We start from the raw sequence: 22,684 nt of genomic DNA on the forward strand, positions 1-22,684 counted from the left end.
CGTAGCATTAAAACTGGCCGTATGAAAAAGGCTGTTTAGTGGTACGTAACTTATTACGTACTTTTTCCTATGTTACGTAATAATTAACTCAATTATCACGTACCATTATTTTGCTTAGTACATGAACCTATTATTTATGGCTTTAGCCATGTAGACCGCACACAAATATTAATTTAGCATTAACGTAAATCGGTCGTAACTAAGCGAAGCGCAACCCCCGCCCTTAGTCACTCGATACCGCGCTTGCGCCCCTGATAAACCTATTCGGAGTTAAATAATGATTAACCATTGTGATTTTTTTAAAAGGAGTAAAAATCACAATGTTTAAATCAGAATTTCATAAACAGTTTCTTTCTTTATTTGGCTACGATTATGCAAAAGGTGCTAAAGAACTGGGAGTAAGCGAAAGGCAAGTTAGGCGCTATGTGAAATCAGGTAAAGCCAGTCTCCCAGTAGAAAAATTAACAGCTATTATTTACCGAGGTTATTTACCTGCTACTGGAGCATGGGCAGACTGTAAAATTTCTGTAGATGATCATACAATGAGTACACCTTGGGGCGAAGTTAAACCCTCTGATGTTCAGCTCGTTCATCGTTATAAATGGTCTGCTAGAAAATCAGAGTCTATGTATAAAACCCTTAAGCAAAATCATAAAACACAGGATAAATACTTATCCGACCTACAAGACCAATTACTCAATATTATTGGTGAAATATCTGAAAGGACAGGTAGCTAAATGGAACTCAATTATTTAAAACTATACTTCTCACTTACTCTTGCTGGTTTAACAATTTGGGGAGTTGATGAAGCCGTTGATTTATATAAGATAAAACTTGTTGCTGATGCTGCAAGCTCAGCTATGAAGCAATCTAGGTTAGACGCCAAAAGTGCAGCTATTAAAGCCCAAACCCAAGCTTTGAAAGAAAAAAACCGCAATCAAGTTATCAGTAGGCAAAACTCCCAAATAGAAGCAGTGATAAGGAATGCCCAGAGAACTAACAATGAAATTTGTTCATTCTGGAGAGGTGAATATAATTCTTCACGTACCGAAACTAACAAAGTCATGATGGATGGTGCATGTAAAAGAGCTTCAAATCCGCCAGATATGTCTACTACAACTCTTAATCTTAAAGGTAATAACTAGGTCAAACTGTCACATTTGACAGAAAACCTAAACCATTAATAAAAAAGGGCTTTTCGCCCTTTTCTTATATATTACGTACCGTAATTTATGGGTTTTCAGCTATCAGCTATCAGCTATCAGCTATCAGCTATCAGCTATCAGCTATCAGCTATCAGCTATCAGCTATCAGCTATCAGCTATCAGCTATCAGCTATCAGCTATCAGCTATCAGCTATCAGCTATCAGCTATCAGCTATCAGCTAAAATAATTTAACGCTTATAAAATCTATTATTCAATGCTTATTATTCTCTTTTCATTGTGTAATGAATATCAGAAAATATGTATAAAATATTTAAAGTACAAAAAAACTTAGAATATTTATTTATCCGACCTAAAAAGCTAGCTATTAAATATATTTAAAACTTAAACACTTTAATATAAAGGCTTACACTCTTTTATTTATATCGCTTGAGATGGTTATTTTAATTTTTAAAGTTAAATTAGTTATATAACTTCAAATCAAAATTCTCAGCATTTAATTTTTTATCAAACGCCTCAGCCAGTTTCTCAGTTTCACTAAAAACGGTGTTCCAATATTTAATACGCGTGTCTGCATCAAGATCAGTAAAGTCGTTTCTGTCTGGGATTTTTCCGTAAGGTAAACCCGCGACAAATTCTTTTGATGGGGTGATCATCACAACGTTATCATAATTTTGTGGTGCGACTTTTCGTTTTAAATTTTTATCAAACCACCCTGCTTTTGGATCTGAATTAAAATGCGGATACAAAATTAAGCCTGGGTTATTAATTTTTAAATCAAAGTGGTAATCAATAATGCCGCCATCGCGGTAAATTCCTGGTGGCGAACCAGCAATATTTTTTATGCCTTGCATTACTAGTGGTATAGAGCCCGATGCCAATAAGGCATCTTTTAAATTAGTTTGGCTAAGGACTATGTTTTGCGTTTTAAAATTGTAACTGTCGGTAATACTTAAATTACTATTGGGCGCGCCAAAAATAAAACGCTCATATTGCGAGCCTAATAATTTTCGATTAATGCGGTTAAGCATATAACTTTTTGATAAACCTAAAAGCTGTATTAATTTATGCTCACTGGCAATAAAGCCGTTAGATTTTGCGACAATAAAATGCGCTTTAAATACCGGATTATTTATAATTTCAGTGACACCGTTATCACCAAACACATCTTCAAGTAATGCGCGGGCTTTAGTGGTAATTTCAGTTGGGGTGGGTTTATTACTAGAATATCGGGTTTGCGAATACGATTTTGCTAAACGTTCAATGGCTTTAACTGGATCGTTTTGTGCAAAACACGCAGAACGAAAAGCCCCTGCCGATGAGCCAATTAAATTAAGCGGTTGGGTGCGATGTTTAAAAAATTCGCCAAATATATATTTGTCTAAGCCAAATAAGGTAAACCATTTAGGGCCACCACTTGCCCCTAAAAACGAGGTAAAAAGCTCGGGTTTAAACCCTTGTTCGTTTATTATTTTTGCTGCAGTTTTACCTGCAAAAATGTCGATCATCTAAAAATACTACCTGTAGAGTCGCAGTTTAATGTTGTTAAAGCCAAACTTAAAAATGAATACTTATGCAATATAAAACTTTTAAACTTTAATCTTAATCCCAAATTCCGTCTTCACATTTGCCCTGCACTTTTACGTTTTTTACCTTAAATTCAGGCTCTATGCCTTTGTCTCTTTGTGCGTGGTAGTCGTTAGTAACAGACAAAATAGTTGGCGTTAACAGTATAATAGCGATTACGTTCACCACTGTCATTAACCCTAGGGCAATATCGGCTAAATCCCATACTTGTTTTAATGTGGCAGATGCACCCCACAACATCATTGATAAATAAAGCAAAGTATAAATACCGCGCCCTACTTTGTTATCAAGCTTAAATAGGTGCAGGTTACTTTCAGCGTAGGCGTAGTTAGCAACCACCGAGGTAAAAGCAAATAAAGTAATGGCAGCGGCTACAAAATACACGCCACCTTGTGCTAAATGTGAGGTCATAGCGGTTTGGGTTAAACGAATGCCTTCCATTTCGCCGCTTATGTTCACATCGGCCAATAAAATAATAACCGCGGTACAGCTACAAAGTACAATAGTGTCGAAAAACACGCCTAGCATTTGTATGTAACCTTGGGTAACCGGGTGATTAGGTATGGGGCTGGCACTTGCCGATGCATGCGGCACACTACCTGCGCCTGCTTCGTTTGAATATAAGCCCCGTTGAATACCGTTTTTAATCGCCGCCCCCATTGCGCCTGCTCCCGCTTCTTGTAAGCCAAACGCGGATAAAAATATATCTTTTAGCATACTGGGTACTTGGGTAAAGTTAATCAGTGTAATTACCACAGCAACAAGCACAAACACGATGCCCATAACAGGGACTACTCGCTCAGCAAAACGGGCAATAGCTTTAAATCCACCTAAAATAATTGAACCGGCTAACAAAGTGATCACGATGCCGGAATAGTGTGTGGGAATTTCAAAGGCATAATTAAGCGCATCGGTAATGGTGTTGGTTTGCATGGCGCTAAAGGTAAAGCCGTAACCTAAAAATAAACAGGCGGCAAACACAATAGCAAACGCACGGCTGCCTAAGCCTTGTTGAATATAATACGCAGGGCCACCTCTAAAATCGCCATTACTATCACGAATTTTATAAATTTGCCCAAGAATACTTTCTGCAAAACCGGTCGCCATACCCAGTATGGCAATCACCCACATCCAAAATATGGCGCCACTTCCACCAAGTGATATAGCAACAGCCACACCGGCTAAATTACCAGTACCAACACGCGCACAAAGCCCCGTACATAGAGCCTGAAAGGAGCTAATGTTATTTTTATCACACTTGCTACTGCCTTTTAGCAGGCTAAACATATGTGTAAATTTAACGAGTTGAATAGCTTTTAAACGCACAGAAAACCATATGCCAGCAAAAAGTAAAATGTAAATGAGTACTTGGCCTTCGCCCCATAAAAGGCTATTTACACTTTTGATCAGCGTGTCGAACATCAGGCTTCCTTTTTATTATTATTTGCCACGGTATTAATTTAGCGACGTGAGTGTTTAAGTTTAGTAGAGACTTAGCCACTTTATAATAAAGCTAATTAGATGTGAATTATTTTTCTTTATTAATGAATATAAATTCACCCAGCAAACTGACTTATATTGCAGTGTAATTGCTGATGTAAAAAGAATGTTTTAGAAAGGAATTAGTCGCGTGCTTTAATAACCGTTAGCGCATTATTTTCGGGGTAAAAAACCGAATATTTCTCACGGCTAAATGACTGCCATGAGAACACAGTAAATGCTGATTTATTATCTTGCTGATAATAAACACACAGCTACGCTATGTAGCTGTGTTTATAATCATCCTGATCTGGGTTATGGTTTTTTAAGTAGTTATGGCCTGCTGCTAAACCAAGTTTATAGTCAAATCGTAAGTCATCATTTGAGCTGCCTAATAACTTACTATACAACTTTTGATTTGCAAAAATTTGGATTATTTCTACATCTTTTGGTGGGTTAGCAATAAATGCTAACTCATCTTCGTAGGCTTGCTCATGTTGTAATAAGTAGTCTATTGTTTTTGGGCAATAGCCAGATACTTCAACAAATGATTTTAATTTACTTACCCATGCTGATTGAGCCTGAAAGGCTTCATCAACGGTGCGTATAACCACAATTTTGCGTGCGCCACGATTATAGGCTTCGCGTACAGGAAGCGGTGCGGCAAGGCCACCGTCTAAGTAAAAATCAGACTCTGACTGTATCTCGGTCTTACCTAATTCATTTGCGGCTAATGCATTTAACCACGGCGTCAATTTTACACCTTGCTTATATAAAAATGGCAGTGCACTTGACGCTTTTAATAGCTCTCGCCATTGCTGGCCTTCCCCTGTTGGGGATAAAAAATAAGGTTTGCGATCACGGGCATTAGTTGCAGTAATTAATAGCTCACGGTCGCCTAAACTGGCTTTTGCAGTTTTAAAATCAAGCGCTCTGTTTACTTCGGTGGTTTTATCAAAGTACCAATCTAGGTCAACAATATGTTTACCCATTAGGCCGCGACCTAATTGAAAAAAACGTTTATGACGCGAAAGGCCTCTGATCAGGCGTTTAGCATAGCCTTTTTGACGCGCCAAATAGCTTGTTAAGTTTTGAGAGCCTGCAGATGTGCCAATAAATAAGTCAAATGGATCATACTCTTGCTCTAACCAGGCATCGAGTACACCCGCGGTAAATATCCCTCGTTGTCCGCCACCTTCTGCTATCAGCGCTACTTTTGGCTGCACTGAGTTGTTGCCTGAATGGGGTGTCGTACTATTTTGAGATTTCACGCTTTACCTTCCTATTTATTTAGCTGAATTGTGTTGCATACCCTTATAATAATCGTTCAATATTCATAATTAAAATTGATTGTTTAAATCAGTTCTATTGAAAAAATAGAACAAGCTTTTTCATTGCCACTTTTTAAAATAATGTAAAATGGCCCCGACGTAATCAACTTTAATCTGTTTAATAGCATAACAAGCGTTGAGTGTACGCTTGCTTAACCAATTGCTTATCCATGTTTTATTTGCATTAAAATTTCAAGCGCTTTATGGCGCTTTTCATTATCAAATAAGTCGTTGGTGAATATAAGCTCATCAACCCCTAATTGATTTACAATCATTTCTAGCTTGTGTTTAATACTGGCTGGCCCACCGGTAACACTTAACCCTAAAAAGCTCTCAACATGAGCGCGCTCTTGTTCGCTCCACAAACCTTCCATTGTTTCTACTGGGGGTTTTAACCACAGCTCGTCGCCTCTAATTAACGATAACACTCGCTGTTTGGATGTAGTTGATAAGTACTGTGCTTCTTCATCTGTATCGGCAGCCACTAAAGGTAATGCCAACATGACATACGGCTTAGCTAATACATTTGATGGTTTAAATTCTCGTTTATACAAGGCTATTGCATCATGCACAAAACGCGGTGCAAAGTGTCCCGCAAATACATAGGGTAATCCTTTTTGTGCAGCTAACTGCGCACTAAATAAACTTGAACCTAAAAGCCAAATGGGAACATTGGTGTTTTCACCAGGTATTGCTCGCACGCGCTTAGTTCCCTCATAAGGGCCCAATAATGTTTGTAACTCGCTCACTTCATTAGGAAAGTTTTCAGCACGACTGATATCGTTATTTAATGCACGACTTGTCACAGGATCGCTACCTGGAGCGCGCCCTAACCCTAAATCAATTCGACCTGGGTATAAACTTTCTAAGGTGCCAAATTGCTCAGCAACAACTAAAGGAGCATGATTAGGTAACATAATTCCACCCGACCCTACGCGTATTTTTTTAGTGTTACCGGCTATGTGTCCCACCAAAATTGAAGTAGCCGCACAAACAATCCCAGGCATATTATGATGCTCGGCTAACCAAAAACGGTTAAAACCGAGCTCATCAGCTTTTTGTGCATAGGCTGTACTTTTATTTAAGGTGTCACTCACAGTGGCGCCTTTAGGCATAGGCGCCAGTTCTAATAACGAAAAAGGAATAGTTGATAACAAAGTAGCACCTCCAAATTAAATAGCGATTTATAGCGCTAGCCATAAATAATGAGTCTATGCTAAGAGATGGGTGTGTATGACAGTCAATTCAAGGCGCCTTGCCTTTTAAAAGCTAAATAGCGATGTGATTGAACAACAATTAAGTTAGCTATTTTTAGCAGCAGCGTGTTGGCGCTTTAGTTTATAAGCTTCTGAATCAAGCCCTTTTTTCCAATAGCCCGATGCAACAATTTGACTGCGCGGTATAGCTAATTCATCAGTTAATATGGTTTTTGCTTTACGGACTAATCCGGCTTCAAGTGCCATAAATACAATAGGTTGTTGCTCACTAAGTGGTAGCGATTTTAATGCGTTTATCATATCTGTATCGGGGTTATTTGTTATTAACCACGTTACATCACGCGAGGAGTCTAAGCTAATCACATCATCTTTTGTTGGTGCATGGATAATCGCGTCAATTTTTGCGTTTATAGGCAATTGTTGCACGTAGCCTTTAATTGCATTAACCGAAGTTAAATCGCCAAGTAATAGATAATATGAATGATCATAGTTATCCAACTTTTTAGGGCCTGGCCCTGCTATACCCACTTCATCGCCTACTTTTGCTTCTTTAGCCCAATTAGTGGCTGGACCTTGGTGCATATTTATCACAAAGTCGAGGGTAAGTGCACCAGTGTGCTCATCAACATGTCTTATAGTGTATGAACGCATACACGTAGTTTTAATATTAAAGTCAACGCGGCCATTTTGTGGAATAAGCACCTTTACATAGTTACCAATGTATTGCGCACTCAGGTCGTTAAACTCATCTGAGCCGACAATAATGCGTTGTAAATGTGGGGTTATTTGCTTTGTGCTTAATACGGTTGCTTTGCGTACTTTTTTACCCATATAAATTTACCTCACTAAAATGATGAATTGCACAACGCCCCATTGGTTGATAAAATCAACCATAGCAATTTAATTGACTTTGTCAACCATTATGGATTTATTATGAACTCTTCATTGGCCAATACATTATTTGCTTTAATGCAAAATTATCGCGTTACCATACGCGAAGCCATTAATGCAGGTGAGCTTGGATTAAACGCGATGCATGTGCGTTGTCTGCATATTATTGCAGCGACACCTCAGTGCACTGCTAACGATATTGTGAATCAAACCCAACGCGACAAAGCCCAAATAGCACGGTTAGTGAAAGAACTGCTCGCGCTAAACTTAATTCATAAAAATGCCAGTGAGCATGACAAGCGTTGTTTTATTCTGTCGTTTACCGCACAAGGGTGCACGCTTTACGACAAATTATTAAACGCTGAGCAGCATGTAAATGCCCAAATGTGTAAAGACTTAAACCCACAGCAAATCAATGACTTCTTAGATACAGCTCAGCAAATGATCAAAAATATGGATTGATCGCAGATCCATTACTTGGCATAACTTATATAAAACGCATATACTGTACACTTATACAGTATATGCGTTTTAGGTTGTGTTATGTTTGTTATTCCCATTTATATAGAGGCCGGTGTATGCGGATTTGAGTCACCTGCAGCACAATATACAGAGCTTGGCGTTTCACTTGATGAGTTATTAATAAAGCACCCTGATGCCACGTTTATTGGGATAGCATCTGGGTGCTCTATGCAAGAAATTGGTATTTTTGAGGGCGACTTACTGTTGGTTGACCGTGCAGAAATACCAAAAGATGGCGATGTTATTGTGGCTAACTTAAATGGTTTATTTGTATGTAAGCTGCTTGATAAGACCAATGCACGCTTGCTATCAGCCTCTTCTGCTTATAAGCCGGTGCAATTGACTGAATCAGATGAGTTTCAGCTTGAAGGCGTGGTAACTCGCTCTATTAGGCTGCATCGACAAAGCCCTGAGTTACTTTCATGTATGCCTTAGTCGATGCCGTTGCTTTTTATGCCAGTGCAGAAAAAGTATTTGATCCGACTATTCGCTCAAAGCCTGTGGTGGTGCTTACCAATAACGACGGTTGTGTGTGTGCAGTCTGCCCAATTGCGCGTAAGCTTAATATTCCTAAATTTGGCCCTTACTTTAAAGTTAAGCAGTTACTAGAACAAAACAATGTGGTTGTACGCTCTAGTAACTATGAACTATACGCTAATTTAAGCGACCGGATGATGAGTGTAATTGGCCGCTTTTGTGACACCCAGCATGTTTACAGTATCGATGAATCGTTTTTACACTTTAATGGTTATCAACCTTTAATTAACGATTGGCAAGCATATGGGCAACTAATTAGGCGTACTGTATGGCGCGAAACCAAACTCCCTGTTGGGGTTGGCTTTGGGCCAACACCGACCTTAGCCAAAGCCGCTAACCATGCAGCTAAAAAACTAACTGGCTTTAATGGTGTTGCAGTGATTGACGATGAAGTAAGTCGCCGCACTATTTTACAACGAATGCACTGCCAAGATGTTTGGGGGGTGGGCAAACGTTTAGCTAAAAAGCTGGCTCTCATGGACATTCATACCGCGTGGCAACTGGCTGAGCAAAGCCCAAAAACTATTCGTCGCCAATTTAGTGTGGTGCTTGAGCGCACAATTAACGAGCTCAACGGCATTACCTGTTTAAACTGGGATGATGTACGCCAAGATAAACAAGCTATTTTTTCAACTCGTAGTTTTGGTCAGCGACTTTGCGACCCCGATGCAGTTAAAACCGCCCTAATAAATCATGCTAGTGTAGTTGCACAAAAATTAAGAGCACAACAGTCGCTCACTCATCGTATTTATATTTTTGCTGCCAGCTCATCACATGAACACGCCTTTTATAAAAAGTCAGTTATGTATCAATTTGATCCGCCCACTAACGATACTCGCGTTATGGCCAATGCGGTATCAAAGAGTTTTGAGCAAATATATCAACCGGGAATTCGATTTTATAAATGTGGTGTGGGCGCATTAGAGCTCAGCCCGCAGCAGTTTCAACAACATCATTTATTTGATAAGCAAACCGATAACCCGCAGTTAATGGGCTGCTTAGATGCGATAAATCATAGATACGGTAAAGGAATGCTTAGCGTGGCGAGCAGCCAATTAAATGATCATTGGCATATGAACAGGGCTTTTTTATCGCCGCAATACACGACTCGTTGGCGTGATATTCCAAAAATACAGTGTTAGTCGGCAACTTTAATAAATTCACATTCTACACTCGGATTGTCCAATGTGTATTTAAGCGTATTGCTGGTTAAAAAAGTAATGCTTTGTTTAATCGTTCCTTCATGGATAGGATTATCACAGCGGCTCATGCGTAAGCTATTTTCTAGGCCATCTGTTTTATATTTTAGCGAGCTGGTAATAAAACAATAATTTGGTTTTTCAATGGTACGAGTACCATTGTGTAAGGAGTTAAACAAAATCTCTTTGCCTAAGCTAAAACCTTGCTCAGGATCTTCAGGGTTATTAAATTGTAATCGGCTATTAGTACATAACCCAGAATTACTGGAGGTCACTTCGTAATTACCCAGCTTAGTTTGTAAAAGCGGAATAAAGCGAGTTTTATTACTTGGGCCTGCTACTGCATAACAGCTAAAAAGGCTTATGGTAAGTAAAACCAGTGTGAAAAATTTCATTATAGGCTCTATCCTCGTGTATCAAATATGATCAAGCACTGTGACTATGCTTAGCTATTTCTAACTATAACAGAGATTTACTATAAAAGATGTGAAGTCGTTATACCATAAACACGTCTTTAAACTGTATTTAAAAATACGTAGCTCACAGCAAATACGATTACATTTTAAAACAGTTCAGTTAGTGAAATAAGAGGATGTGAAGGATAGCGCAAGCTGGATCAAAACCTAAGCAACATAAAATGCATTACCCCTAACCCAAAGTAATGCATTCATAGTCAAAAGTGGGCGATTACTGCCAATACTTAGCAAATAATTGCGGGTAATTTTGTTTTAAAAACTTAGGTTTGTCTTTAAAGCGCTTACCTTTAGGTTGTTCAAGCCCTGAGGGGATAAAGGGTAACTCATCGTCATTACGTTCTTCATATAACAAACCTGCAATTAGGTCATACTCATCTAAATACGGGTAAGGTTGCTCGTTTAAAAAATAAAGTGGTGTGCACTGTGCAAGGCTATCGGGGTTTTCTAACGCTGCTTTAAATACCGCTTCACCCCGAGAAATTAGCCAACAACGAAATTCAGAAAAACCATATTCATCATTACAACCAGCCATTACAAACGCCGCACCAAATAAATCCCAAGTATAACTTTGGCGCATACAAATACTAAACTGTTTATCAAATTCAATAAGCTGCTCGTCGGATAAATCACTCAATGCAGCCTTAAGGGATTGGCATACAGACTCAGGCTCTGCGGTTCTGTCGTTTACAGTTACCAATCGCCAAAAATCAGTTAAGGTTAAATCGCTCATGCAATGATCTCTTTTACCCGACCTACTTGACCATCTTCTAACTGTACTTTAATACCGTGCGGATGATTAGGTGACTTAGTTAATAAACGCGACACTATACCATTGGTTAAAGTACCACTGCGTTGATCTTGTTTAAGCACAATATTAACCTCAGTGCCGGGTGTTATTTGTGAACGTGTTGGAACAGCCATATATAATCTCTTTTGCTATTTTTGGGGATTATAGCCTGCTTAATAAAATCACTCCATATTAAAGCTTTTAAAGGCCCTATAAATGCCTAATTCAAGCTAATGTGGAGAATAAACAAAACCCATCGTACACATTATGGCTGCTTAGAAAATGAAATGGCATTGGCTTTAATATGTATGTTCAAGCTGGCTAACGCATTACAAATAAGCTGCTCAATGTAATCAAACTGATTTTTTTGTTTAGCCTGCTCTAGTGCAATATCATCAATAAAATAACAACTTACTTTAAACTTAGAAGGTAAATTGTTTAAGTCTGCTGAATGGGTAAGAAAGCTAAAGTCCTCCACAGTATCTTTTATTTGCTCACAAGCGAGCGTTAATTGCTGACGAATACGTTTATCTAGCTGCTTTTGGGTTTTGGTCATCGTTTATTGCTGCTCGCGAGCTTGTTGTTCTTTAAATTCTTTGTAACTGTCTTGCTGTTGTTTAACACACTCATGGTATTCCTTATCTGCCATGTAGCTGCATTCACCCAACCGCGCTGATTGAATTTCATGGTAGCGGCTATCGCTGCTACATCCCGCTAACACCAATAATGCGGATAACGAAAATAGATATTTTAACTTATTATTTAACATTCAAAATTCCTACTATTTTAACGGGAAAACTACTGATCTTCGTTATTTTTGCTGTATATTGCACTGGTTTTGTATTTATAACCGTTAAGGGCACGTTATGATGTTGTCGCAGTTACAAGAGCTGTTCCAGCGTATCGATAAAAGTAAACTATTTCAATCATTTGTTATTGCAGTTATTGTTGTTTCTGCATTGACCGTGGGCGCACATACCTATTCATTGCACCCAACCGCCGAACTCGTTCTACATTGGATGGATATAGGCATAACGGTGTTTTTCTTAATTGAACTGATTATTCGCTATATTGCCAGCAAAGGTATCAAGGACTTTTTCTCCAAAGGTTGGAACATTTTTGACTTCATTATCGTGATCGGAAGTTTATACCCCGCGGCAGGCTCTACTATTTTTATTGCTCGACTGCTGCGTATTTTCCGCGTGTTACGATTAGTCTCAATGATCCCAGAACTGCGCTTATTAGTAAATTCGCTAATTAAAGCAATACCGCAAATGGGCTACATCGCACTACTCATGTTCGTTATATTTTATATTTATGCCGCCACTGGCAGTATGTTGTTTGCTGATATAAATCCGGTACTTTGGGGCGATGTGTCTATTTCTATGCTCACCCTGTTTAGAATAGCCACCTTTGAAGATTGGACTGACGTCATGTACGAAACCATGGCCGTGTACAAATTAAGTTGGATTTTTTACCTAACCTTTATCTTTTTAACTGCATTTGTGTTTTTAAATATGATGGTTGGCGCTATTTTAGAAGTGATGAGTGAAGAGCATCGCAATGCACGAGAAGAGCAAGCCGATATAGACTCACTCCCTGCCACCCAAGGCCAAGTAAACGAATTAAAAGCACAACTAGCAGAATTAAAAGAACTACTTAAAAATAAGTAGTAGGGATAAAAAGGGCATGCATTTGCTTGCCCTTACACTTTAAATTTACCCACTAATCCCGTTAATATTGACGAAAGGCGATTCATTTCATTGCCGTTTTCACTGGTGGTCACGGCAATATCACTCACCTCATCAGCCGCATTTTTAATTTCAGTAACATTGCGGTTTATATCTTCAGCTACATGTTGTTGCTCTTCAGCAGCGGTGGCTATTTGGGTATTCAAATCACTAATATGAACGATAGATGCCGTGATCTCACTAAATTGTTGCTGCGCCGAATGCGCAAGCTCGACAGTTTTATTAGTGGTTTCTATACTGCGTTGCATATCTTTAGATACCTTAGATGACATAGTACGCAATTTATCAAGCTGTGAAGCCACTTCTTCGGTAGACTCAGCGGTTCGTTGCGATAACGCGCGCACTTCGTCGGCCACCACAGCAAAGCCGCGTCCGTGCTCACCAGCACGTGCAGCTTCTATTGCAGCATTTAAGGCCAATAAGTTAGTTTGTTCTGAAATACCGCGAATAACACTGAGTATCGACATAATGTTTTCGCTTTCAGTATCTAGCTGAGTAATATCTGCTGAGGCATTGTTTATTACCTCACATAGCTGAACCACACTTTCCACAGTTTGTGTAATAACCGATTGCCCCAAGTCTGATGCTTGCTGTGTTTGAACAGCCAAATCCGCTGCATTTGCACAACTGCTAGACACTTCGTTTGCGGTGGCAGCCATTTCATTAATAGCCGTAGCTGCCATCTCTAAAGCTTGTTGCTGTTGGCTGGTGGAGCTTGTTAATTGTGCCGCTTGCGATGAGGTTTGTGATGAGGTTTTACTTACATTTTGCGCGCACTCATTAATTTGAGTTACCAGCTCGCTGATCAAGTTTAAAAATAAATTAAAGCTATTAGCCAGTTTAGCGGTTTCATCTTTGGTTTTTATTGTTAAGCGTTGGGTTAAATCACCGCCACCTTGCGATATTTCAGTTAAGCCATCACTCACTTCAACAATAGGGGCTGATATTAATTTAGAAATATAACTCGCTATAGCAACAAATACGGCAATTAATATCGCACTAATAACCAATATGGTATAAGCCATGGTATTCGCCGTGCTCATCACTTCGGCTTTCTCTACTACCCCAATAAACTTCCAGCCTAAGGTAGCAGAGGTATGAATATTAGCCATATATTGTTTACCATCTATCTCTACATCAAACAGCCCTTGGGTATTTTTAGCTAAGTCGGCGTATTTTCCCCCCTCAAGATCTGCTAAGTTTTTAAATCGGTAATCTGGGTGTTTAACATCCACCAGCACACTGCCACTATCTTCAATCAACATTAAATAACCGGTTTCGCCTAATTTAATATCGGCAATAATATCGGTAAGCCCGCCTAATGATACATCCATTCCTTGGGCGCCAATTAATTGCCCGTTATCAATAATCGCTTTAACCGTAGATACAATAACTAAATCATCAGCGGCCCAATAATAGGCATTAGTTCGCGTTGTTTTACCATTAGCCGCTTTTGCTGCCATATACCAGGGGCGCTCGCGCGGATCATAATTGGCGTTTACTTTCCCCATGGGCCATTGAATATACCCCCCTTGTTCGTTTCCCATGTAAATATAAGCAAGTCCAGGGTGTGTTTGGCCAAAATGGTCAAACAAGCTATATGCAGCTTGTTCTGTTGGGCTTTGATTAGGATGGTTAAGCATCACTGAGTTGGGAGCATCCATATGGGTTTTAACATTGGTGCGTGCGTTTTTAATGGTGGTGTGGGATGCTAAATAATCAACATTTTTGGCAATTTCGGCAAAAAACATCGTAATAGCGTTGTCTACTTGGCGCGCTTCTCGCTCACTCAATTGAGAAAAATTATCGAGTGCTTGCTCCCTCGTTTGCGATATAACAATAGCAGCAATTACAAACAAAGGCAGTGCGATAGCTGATGCAAAAGACAGCTTTAATTTTTTTGATATATTCATGTAGTTACATCCCAAGAAGCTAGATAAAATATAGTCTTGGAATATGTATTGAGCAAGAAATTAGCAATTATTTAAACATCACTCATTTAGTCTTCAACCAATGTCAGTTAAGCGCCTGTTTACTGTTTGTATGGTCACCATAAATCATGAATATCATTTAATTAATAAAGATGGGAGGTTACTTTTCAAATAGTTCACTCAAGGACTGTGGTTTATGGATAGCATAACCTTGAACGTAATCGACTCCCATTTGTTTTAAAATAGACTTAATTTGCTCGGTTTCAACAAATTCAGCAATTGTCTTCATCCCCATAATTTGACCTATTTCATTAATAGCTTTAACCATAGCATGATCTATTGGGTCACTTGCGATATCTTTAACGAAAATGCCATCAATTTTTAGGTAATCAACTTTAAGATTTTTAAGGTACCCAAACGATGATAACCCACTACCAAAATCATCAAGTGCGAAACGACATCCAAACTTTTTCAGCTTATTAATAAACTTTCCTGCAAGCTCTAAATTTGAAATAGCTGCCGTCTCTGTAATTTCAAAACAAATTTTATGACTGTTTACCCCTAGCGTTTGTAGTTGCTCAATAATAAAATCAAGAAAACTCTCATCAGTCAGCGATTGCCCTGAAAGATTAATAGAAACAAAATTAATATTTTTAAGAAAAGCAGCGTTACTAACAATTAAACTAAAGGCGTTTTTAACAACCCATCTGTCCACTTTTACAATTAAATGATAACGCTCGGCTGCGGGTAAAAATGCACCAGGCGATATAACATTATCATGCTCATCAATCATTCTTAGTAACAGTTCGTAATGTTTATTTGAATCACTGGTCAGCGGTTCAATTGCTTGCGCATACAGGCGAAAGCTGTCTTCATCAATCGCGTATTGAATACGGTTTACCCACAGCATTTCACTTTGCCTTTGTACCAATTCTTTATCGTTTTCATAATGTACGTGAATACGATTTCGCCCTTTATCCTTTGCAATGTAGCAGGCAACATCGGCTACTTTTAACACTTCGATAAAGTCGAGTGCTTTTTCTGTAATTTGCATTAGCCCTATACTGGCACCAATACGAAAACTTCGCCCTTCCCATATAAATTGAAAGTCCTCAATAGCGCTTTGAATAGAGAGTGTTATGCGGTGCGCATCACTAAACGAGCAATCCTCCATTAAAATAGCAAATTCATCTCCGCCAAGGCGCGCAACTATGTCTGATTGCCGAACAGCTTTTTTCAGAATAAAACTAAGTTGGCGAAGTAATTCATCACCCGCTGAGTGACCGCAAGTATCGTTTACAACTTTAAATTGATCGAGATCCATATAACATAAAGCATGAACAGGCCTATTATGAGCAGGAACAGCAAGTAGTAGCTCTGTTCGACGTTTAAACTCTCTGCGATTTAGCAACCCCGTTAGTGAGTCATGAGTAGACTGATAACTGAGTTTTTCCTCTGATTTTTTTCGTGCTGTAATATCAATATGAGTACCGACTAAACGGGTGATCTCCCCTTCTTCACTTTCAACCATGAAAGAACGAGATAAAATATTGATATAATGGCCGTCTTTATGGCGCATTCTAAATTCGACTTCATATTTTTTTATTTTCGCATCTATAAAAGATTGGATCTGCGCAAGCGTTTGTTCTAGGTCGTCAGGGTGTAATAAGCCTTCCCAGGTTGAGAAATGATCAACCAGCTCGTCCTCTGCATAACCTAACATTGATTTCCAGCGGGGTGAGTAATACATTTTATCGTTGGCTATATCCCAATCCCATAAGCCATCATTTGCGCCTTGCATGGCTAAACTCAAACGCTCTTCATTTGCTAGCGCTTTTTCTTTTTCGAGAATAAGTTCTTTATGTTGCTGCTCTAATGAAAGAGTCATTTGCGTCAATGAGTCAGATAATATATTTATTTTACTATTTGCCTGCGTTAAATCAGTAATATCGTAAAAAATCACCAAATACATTTGCTCAAAATCGGTTAAGGGCGCACAGCTGGCAAGCACGGTTCGTTGTGCACCATTTTTGCAATGTACATCTAACTTTATAGGTTCAAAGTCGGTATTTGTTTTTTTTGCTCGCTCAGTGTTTTTTTCCCATGAACTGATCACCCATTCACGGTATTTAGGGTTTGGGTAGGCTTTGGGCCACCAATCATTTAGTGTGGGAATATCGCTAAGTTTATAACCATAAAGCCTTGTAAACATGGGGTTTACATTAATAATATTTCCATATATGTCGTTTAATGCAAAAGGCAAAGGCGAGGAATTAAAAATATTTAAAAAGATATGGCTTTGGGCTGAGCTTGTTTCTAGCTCAGATATTCGAGAATGTGCGATAGCTAATTCAGACTGAAGTTGCTCAATGCTATTCATTTATGCTTCCCAAGAATATAAATATCATAAAAAACCTGTAGTCAGGTTTATGCGTAAAACTGGCGAATAAATGCAACATTTTAATAGCATTTTGCGTTAGTATTATTATAGAGAGTCAAACGTGTGTTTGGTTGAGCATTAATAGTAGGCACTAAAACGGCTTTAAGCAACTTATCATAATTATTAGGTAGTTATACGATGTTGCAACGTAAAATTATCACGCCTATTTTATAAAAATAACCATGCTATATTCAGGTATGAGAGATGGTTAAGCGATCATCTAGCTACAATAAATTTACTTGTGCTCATTACTCTATCCCAATAATCATTATGATATTGAACTATAATTGGTTTAAGGGAATTTTAAGGTAGCTTATGCCGTTATCTTCAGCGGGAGGTGGGTTGCCAGCTCTAATATTCATTTGAATAGCAGGTAAAATTAAGCGAGGCATAGGTAATTCTTCGTCACGGCTATCACGCATTTCAACAAACTGCTCTTTGCTTATTTTAGTCTTTACATGAATATTTGTTTCTTTTTGTTCTTTTACTGTGACCGCAAAACGGTGATTTCGCTTTTCAGTCGGGTAATCATGGCATACATAAATTGTTGCCTCATCGGGCATCGAGAGTAGTTTTTGGATTGAATCGTATAATGTTTCAGAGCTACCACCAGGAAAGTCGCACCTTGCAGTGCCTACGTCAGGCATAAAAATCGTATCACCAACAAAAATGGCCTCTTCATTTATAATGTAAACTAAGTCGGCGGGTGTATGCCCCGGTGTGTGCATTACTCGTATTGATAACTGGCCAACATTAAAACTATCTCCATCTTTTAATAGTCGGTCAAAATCAGCCCCATTGGGTAAAAATTCTTTTTCAAGATTAAATAGCGCCTTAAAGCTTTGTTGTACCGTTTTGATATGTTCACCTATGGCGATTTTAGCACCAAAGTGTTTTTTAAAATAAGGAGCTGCAGAGATATGATCAGCATGAGCATGTGTTTCGAGAACCCACTCTAATGAAAGAGAATGGCTTTGAAGGTACTCGCCGATTTTTTTGGCGCCTGATTCACAGCTGTTACCTGATTTATAATCAAAATTTAAAACGGGATCAATCAAGATTGCTTGCTGAGAGTTACTATCAGAAACAACATAACTAAAGGTTTCGCTATCGTCATCAAGAAATGCGTGAACATGAAATTTACTGTGCATAATATTCTCCAATAAGTCTGAACTCATCACTTGAATTAATAAAAATGACCGGAAGCAATAATATAAACGTTGGTAAAGGCCATGAAGATATTAGCGATTTAATTATTAAATAAAAAGGGCTAGCAAATGCTAACCCTCAAAGTAAATATTATTTATTATCAACAATAATACGTAACATACGACGCAGTGGCTCCGCTGCGCCCCATAAAAGCTGATCGCCTACGGTAAAGGCACTGATATATTTTGGCCCCATGGCGAGTTTGCGAATACGGCCAACAGGTATACTTAACGTACCGGTTACTTTAACTGGGGTTAAGTCGGTACTGGTAATATCACGCTGATTAGGAATTACTTTAACCCACTCATTGTGCGAGGCTAAAATTTCTTCTATTTTTTCTACGCTAATGTCTTCACGTAATTTAATGGTCATCGCTTGGCTATGACAACGCATTGCACCAATGCGTACACATAAACCATCAATAGGCACAGGTTGTTTAGATGAGCCTAAGATTTTGTTGGCTTCAACTTGCGCTTTCCACTCTTCTTTTGATTGACCGCTTGGCATAGGCACATCAATCCATGGGATTAAGCTACCCGCCAGTGGCACACCAAACTGGTCTTGTGGCAAATCGCTTGATGCCATTTTTTCGCTGACTATTTTATCAATTTCTAAAATAGCTGAACTTGGGTTATCTAGTTGCTGTGCAACACTTGCATGAATAGCCCCCATTTGAGCTATGAGTTCTTTCATATTGCGTGCACCCGCGCCCGATGCTGCTTGGTAAGTCATTGGGCTTACCCATTCGATTAGGTCTTGCTCAAATAAACCACCCAACGCTAGTAGCATAAGTGAAACCGTGCAGTTACCACCTACAAAGGTTTTAACGCCTTGCTCTAGCCCTTGTTCAATGACATCTTTGTTAACAGGGTCAAGTACGATAATACTGTCGTCACTCATACGCAGTGCAGAGGCTGCATCTATCCAATAGCCATCCCAACCTGATTCACGTAATTTTGGATACACCGCATTGGTATAATCGCCACCCTGACAGGTAACAATAATGTCCATTTTTGCAAGCTCAGAAATATCGCTGGCATCTAAAAGTGGTTTAGCTGCACCCGCTAACTCAGGGCCAAGCTGACCTGCTTGTGAGGTGGTAAAAAAGGTGGTGTCGATATGTGCAAAATCATGTTGTTGTTCCATTCGCTCGAGTAACACTGAGCCCACCATGCCGCGCCATCCGACTAATCCTACTTTTTTCATTGTTTGTTCCACTGTTTGATTCATAAAAGGAGCCTATACATTAAAAATTAAAAATTCATTGCGTGAGATTTAATTTTTACAGCCCTAAGCTAACACCACCAGCACGCTAAAACTAGTCAATAAGCTGTAACTTAAATATTTTTCATACACATAAAAAAGCCCTGTATAAAATACAGGGCTAATGAGTAGTTAGGCGTTGTTATAAATCCTATCCTTGGGCTTTTACTTAAAACTCGTAACTATAACTAATATCAAAGTTCATACCGACTTCTTTAGAGCGAACAATAATATCTGATTGCGATACTTCCTGATCTTCATTAAGTAGGTTTTTAACTTTAAACTTCACCTTAGAGTTAAAGTCAGGGTAAAAGGTATAAACTAAATCAAGTGAATGAAATGGCTGCTCATAAGCATCATCTCGACTCGCTACACCTGCTGCTAAAATACGTTCACCAAATACGTTATAAACCAAAGAACTACTGTGCATTCCGTCGAGTGAATCGTAGTTAAGTTGTAAATTAACTACGTACTCTGAGTGACCCGTCATACGTTTTTTAGGGTTAGTTAAGGTGCCCGCAAGCGCAGGATCGATAGACGCTTCTGAATCACTCAAAGTTATATTACCACTGGTAAATAACCCTTCAGATAAAAACGTAAGATCTTGCAACCATTCGGCTTCTATACCGTAGACCTCAGCGGTTTCACCATTGATAAATGAGGCTGAATAGTCTTCATCGCCAATATTTAGAACCGTTTCAATGGGTGAAGTAATATCTTTGTAAAAGGCAGCCACACTAAACGAATTACCGGCTTCACCGTAATATTCATAACGTAGGTCATAGTTTTTAATTGGGCTACTTTTAAGCCCTGTACGGCCAAATGTTCTAATATCGGTAAGTGGGTCAAAGTAAGTAACCGGTACCACTTCACGAAAATCCGGACGAACTACCGTTTCACCATAGCCTGCACGTATTTGGTAGTTATCAGCGCCTACATAGGTGACAGAAAGCGCAGGGTACCAATCGTCGGAAACAATAGAGCCTGCTTGAATTTTTTCAGGGTCGTAGAAAGTATTTAAGTCATCTTGATCAAATATTAGGCTAGATGTACCAATAGACGTTTGTTTAAATTGTTCATAGCGTACACCACCGCTAATGCGTAGCCATTGATCATAAAACACATCAAACGAGGCGTAACCCGCATCTACTTTTTGTCCTGCTAGGTAATCATCCGCATCAGGAGCTGTTGGTTCGTTAAAATCAACCAGTATCGCGTTATTATTAATAAATTCATCGCTTAGATACCCGCTATTATTTAGCGCATTATCACTGCCATCATTTATAGTGATACCAGCACCACCACTGTTATTAATAGCAAAACTTGAGGTATTAAAAATACGCGCTCTATCTGAAAAGTCATACCCTACTTTAAATTCAACATCCATGCTGTCAAAGCTAAGCGGTAAGTTTAAATTACCACTGTAAGACTTAACTCGTTCTTCCATGTTGGTGTATGACATAATCACACGGTTATCATCACCCGTGATTTGAGAACCTACATACGACCCGTCTGTGTTGTACTCATCGCGAAATTCAAAATCAGCATTCGTCGGAATATCCGTTGTTGCCTTCGCTTCGGTATACTGCCAATCAGCGCCAATCCCCATGTAATCTAAAAAGGTGTGCTGACCAATAAACTGGGTAATATTGAGTTGTCGCTCTTCGTAGTTAAAAGTATGGTTACGATTAGCAACGCCATCCCCTGCAATACTAAATGTTGAACTACCCGCTGGACTTTGCGAAATAGCAATTTCAGACTCATCTTCATTATCAATAATGTATAGCTGCTGCGCTGATATACTGTGAGTACCTAAGGTATAGCCTAAACTAAATGACGCATTATAACGCTCGTTTTCTGTGGTCACTTGGGAATTTTTTACAGTATTAAAACATGAATTTGCGACATCATCTGCAGTATTTAGCGCTGTCGTACAGTCAATTTTACCGTCTTCATTTTTTAAATCTTGGCTTATCACTGAGCTAAATCGGTCTTCAAAATCCCACTCATTTTTATAAGCGCCAGAAAGCATAAAGCCTAACTTGCCGCCAAAGTAAGATTCGCTAAAGCTATCACCGTAATGGGCTTTAATATTGTATTGTGGATCGAGAGAGTCTTCTTTTAACTCATAACCACGCGGTAACGACTTAAGCAATTCGTTATTAATCGCAGTCGCTTGCTCTGCACGCGTTGTATCACCATCGACTAAGCCATCGCGTTCTACTATGTTGCCAATACCAAAATCACCTCGGTATTGTGTTATTGCAGATGATAACGCATCAGGTAGTCCGCTTTCTTTACGGTTGTAAGTAAAGCCGTCACTTGCAGCAGTGTTATAACCAACACCCGCCTCTACACCCGCTGTAAACTCGTTCGGTGCAGTTTTGGTTCTAATGTCAATATTACCGCCACCAAACGCGGCGGGCATATTTGGTGAGTAAGCTTTTTGTACTGCCATGCTTGAAATTATACTAGCGGGAAAAATATCAAGCGGGATCACATTGCGAGTTAGATCGGGGCTGGGTATGTACGCGCCATTTAAACGTGCGCTCGAATAACGTTCACCTAAACCACGCACATAAATGAACTTGCCATCAACGAGGGTCAAACCGGTTACACGCCTAAGGGCAGAAGCGGCATCGCTATCGCCAGTACGTGCTAATTGCTCTGAGCCTAAAATATCGGCTACAAAGGCTTGATTTTTTCGCTCTTCAACCACAGCAGCAGCACTGCCTTGTAAGCGCGTACCTACTGCCACTACTTCTTCTATTTCTTGGGCTACATCAACATCATTTTGCGCAGCAAATAGGCTTACAGATTGGGCACACAGCCCTAAACCAATCGCCCATGTAATTTGATTAAGTCTATGCTTTTTAGACATAAGATACATCCTGATCAGA

At 39.2% G+C, this 22,684-nt stretch carries 21 protein-coding genes; 6 read left to right on the forward strand and 15 right to left on the reverse strand.

Annotated elements, in window-relative coordinates; genetic code table 11:
- The first annotated feature begins 320 nt into the window (after positions 1–320).
- Both L641_RS0102240 and L641_RS0102245 read left to right on the forward strand, forming a co-directional pair.
- The gene (locus L641_RS0102240; RefSeq protein ID WP_024601000.1) at positions 321–737 is read left to right on the forward strand and encodes a hypothetical protein; all 417 of its coding nucleotides are present in this window, start codon (positions 321–323) and stop codon (positions 735–737) included.
- Entirely contained in the window at positions 738–1,145 is a 408-nt protein-coding gene (locus L641_RS0102245) for a hypothetical protein (RefSeq protein ID WP_024601001.1), read from the forward strand.
- 480 nt (positions 1,146–1,625) lie between these two features.
- On the opposite strand, the gene L641_RS0102255 is transcribed toward L641_RS0102245, so the two are convergent.
- The 5 genes from L641_RS0102255 to L641_RS0102275 all read right to left on the reverse strand — a co-directional run bounded on the left by L641_RS0102255 (position 1,626) and on the right by L641_RS0102275 (position 7,609).
- Positions 1,626–2,672, reverse strand: coding sequence for a patatin-like phospholipase family protein (locus L641_RS0102255; RefSeq protein ID WP_024601002.1), 1,047 nt, complete (start codon positions 2,670–2,672; stop codon positions 1,626–1,628).
- Positions 2,673–2,766: 94 nt separating this feature from the next.
- Complete coding sequence (locus L641_RS0102260; RefSeq protein ID WP_024601003.1) at positions 2,767–4,173, reverse strand: alanine/glycine:cation symporter family protein; 1,407 nt, start codon at positions 4,171–4,173, stop codon at positions 2,767–2,769.
- A 332-nt stretch (positions 4,174–4,505) separates the two neighbouring features.
- Positions 4,506–5,501: a patatin family protein gene (locus L641_RS0102265; protein WP_024601004.1), complete on the reverse strand. Its 996-nt coding sequence runs from the start codon at positions 5,499–5,501 to the stop codon at positions 4,506–4,508.
- Positions 5,502–5,725: 224 nt separating this feature from the next.
- Positions 5,726–6,718: an LLM class flavin-dependent oxidoreductase gene (locus L641_RS0102270; protein WP_008468090.1), complete on the reverse strand. Its 993-nt coding sequence runs from the start codon at positions 6,716–6,718 to the stop codon at positions 5,726–5,728.
- Between the two features lie 144 nt (positions 6,719–6,862).
- Positions 6,863–7,609, reverse strand: coding sequence for a siderophore-interacting protein (locus L641_RS0102275; protein ID WP_024601005.1), 747 nt, complete (start codon positions 7,607–7,609; stop codon positions 6,863–6,865).
- A 102-nt stretch (positions 7,610–7,711) separates the two neighbouring features.
- Here L641_RS0102275 and L641_RS0102280 point away from each other — a divergent pair, with 102 nt between their 5' ends.
- The 3 genes from L641_RS0102280 to L641_RS0102290 all read left to right on the forward strand — a co-directional run bounded on the left by L641_RS0102280 (position 7,712) and on the right by L641_RS0102290 (position 9,870).
- Positions 7,712–8,131, forward strand: coding sequence for a MarR family winged helix-turn-helix transcriptional regulator (locus L641_RS0102280; RefSeq protein WP_024601006.1), 420 nt, complete (start codon positions 7,712–7,714; stop codon positions 8,129–8,131).
- 81 nt (positions 8,132–8,212) lie between these two features.
- Positions 8,213–8,626: a translesion error-prone DNA polymerase V autoproteolytic subunit gene (gene umuD, locus L641_RS0102285; RefSeq protein WP_013463339.1), complete on the forward strand. Its 414-nt coding sequence runs from the start codon at positions 8,213–8,215 to the stop codon at positions 8,624–8,626.
- Entirely contained in the window at positions 8,614–9,870 is a 1,257-nt protein-coding gene (locus L641_RS0102290) for a Y-family DNA polymerase (protein ID WP_024601007.1), read from the forward strand. Before umuD ends, L641_RS0102290 begins: the two co-directional genes overlap by 13 nt.
- On the opposite strand, the gene L641_RS0102295 is transcribed toward L641_RS0102290, so the two are convergent.
- The 5 genes from L641_RS0102295 to L641_RS0102315 all read right to left on the reverse strand — a co-directional run bounded on the left by L641_RS0102295 (position 9,867) and on the right by L641_RS0102315 (position 11,959).
- Entirely contained in the window at positions 9,867–10,322 is a 456-nt protein-coding gene (locus L641_RS0102295; RefSeq protein WP_008468096.1) for a hypothetical protein, read from the reverse strand. The genes L641_RS0102290 and L641_RS0102295 overlap by 4 nt on opposite strands.
- Before the next feature lie 292 nt (positions 10,323–10,614).
- Positions 10,615–11,133 (reverse strand): DUF4240 domain-containing protein, encoded by a 519-nt coding sequence (locus tag L641_RS0102300; protein ID WP_024601008.1) that lies wholly within the window; start codon positions 11,131–11,133, stop codon positions 10,615–10,617.
- A complete protein-coding gene (locus tag L641_RS0102305) occupies positions 11,130–11,324 on the reverse strand; it encodes a YwbE family protein (protein ID WP_008468098.1) in 195 nt (64 codons plus the stop codon). The genes L641_RS0102300 and L641_RS0102305 overlap by 4 nt, the downstream gene beginning before the upstream one ends.
- 131 nt (positions 11,325–11,455) lie before the next feature.
- The gene (locus L641_RS0102310; RefSeq protein WP_024601009.1) at positions 11,456–11,746 is read right to left on the reverse strand and encodes a hypothetical protein; all 291 of its coding nucleotides are present in this window, start codon (positions 11,744–11,746) and stop codon (positions 11,456–11,458) included.
- A gap of 3 nt (positions 11,747–11,749) precedes the next feature.
- Positions 11,750–11,959: a hypothetical protein gene (locus L641_RS0102315; RefSeq protein ID WP_013463335.1), complete on the reverse strand. Its 210-nt coding sequence runs from the start codon at positions 11,957–11,959 to the stop codon at positions 11,750–11,752.
- Positions 11,960–12,059: 100 nt separating this feature from the next.
- Between L641_RS0102315 and L641_RS0102320 the strand changes: the two genes are divergently transcribed.
- Positions 12,060–12,863 carry an ion transporter gene (locus L641_RS0102320; RefSeq protein ID WP_024601010.1) on the forward strand — a complete coding sequence of 268 codons (804 nt, stop codon included), beginning with the start codon at positions 12,060–12,062 and terminating at the stop codon, positions 12,861–12,863.
- Between the two features lie 32 nt (positions 12,864–12,895).
- Here the strand turns inward: L641_RS0102320 and L641_RS0102325 are convergent, their stop codons facing one another.
- The 5 genes from L641_RS0102325 to L641_RS0102345 form a co-directional block, all read right to left on the reverse strand.
- The gene (locus L641_RS0102325) at positions 12,896–14,854 is read right to left on the reverse strand and encodes a methyl-accepting chemotaxis protein (protein ID WP_024601011.1); all 1,959 of its coding nucleotides are present in this window, start codon (positions 14,852–14,854) and stop codon (positions 12,896–12,898) included.
- Positions 14,855–15,032: 178 nt separating this feature from the next.
- A complete protein-coding gene (locus L641_RS0102330) occupies positions 15,033–17,252 on the reverse strand; it encodes an EAL domain-containing protein (RefSeq protein WP_024601012.1) in 2,220 nt (739 codons plus the stop codon).
- 341 nt (positions 17,253–17,593) lie between these two features.
- On the reverse strand, positions 17,594–18,463 hold the full coding sequence (locus L641_RS0102335; RefSeq protein WP_024601013.1) for an MBL fold metallo-hydrolase: 870 nt from the start codon (positions 18,461–18,463) through the stop codon (positions 17,594–17,596).
- Between the two features lie 148 nt (positions 18,464–18,611).
- The gene (asd, locus tag L641_RS0102340; RefSeq protein ID WP_024601014.1) at positions 18,612–19,751 is read right to left on the reverse strand and encodes an aspartate-semialdehyde dehydrogenase; all 1,140 of its coding nucleotides are present in this window, start codon (positions 19,749–19,751) and stop codon (positions 18,612–18,614) included.
- A gap of 202 nt (positions 19,752–19,953) precedes the next feature.
- A complete protein-coding gene (locus L641_RS0102345) occupies positions 19,954–22,665 on the reverse strand; it encodes a TonB-dependent receptor (protein ID WP_024601015.1) in 2,712 nt (903 codons plus the stop codon).
- Positions 22,666–22,684: the final 19 nt, after the last annotated feature.

The sequence above is a fragment of the Pseudoalteromonas sp. TB41 genome (assembly GCF_000497975.1).
Lineage (GTDB): Bacteria > Pseudomonadota > Gammaproteobacteria > Enterobacterales > Alteromonadaceae > Pseudoalteromonas > Pseudoalteromonas tetraodonis.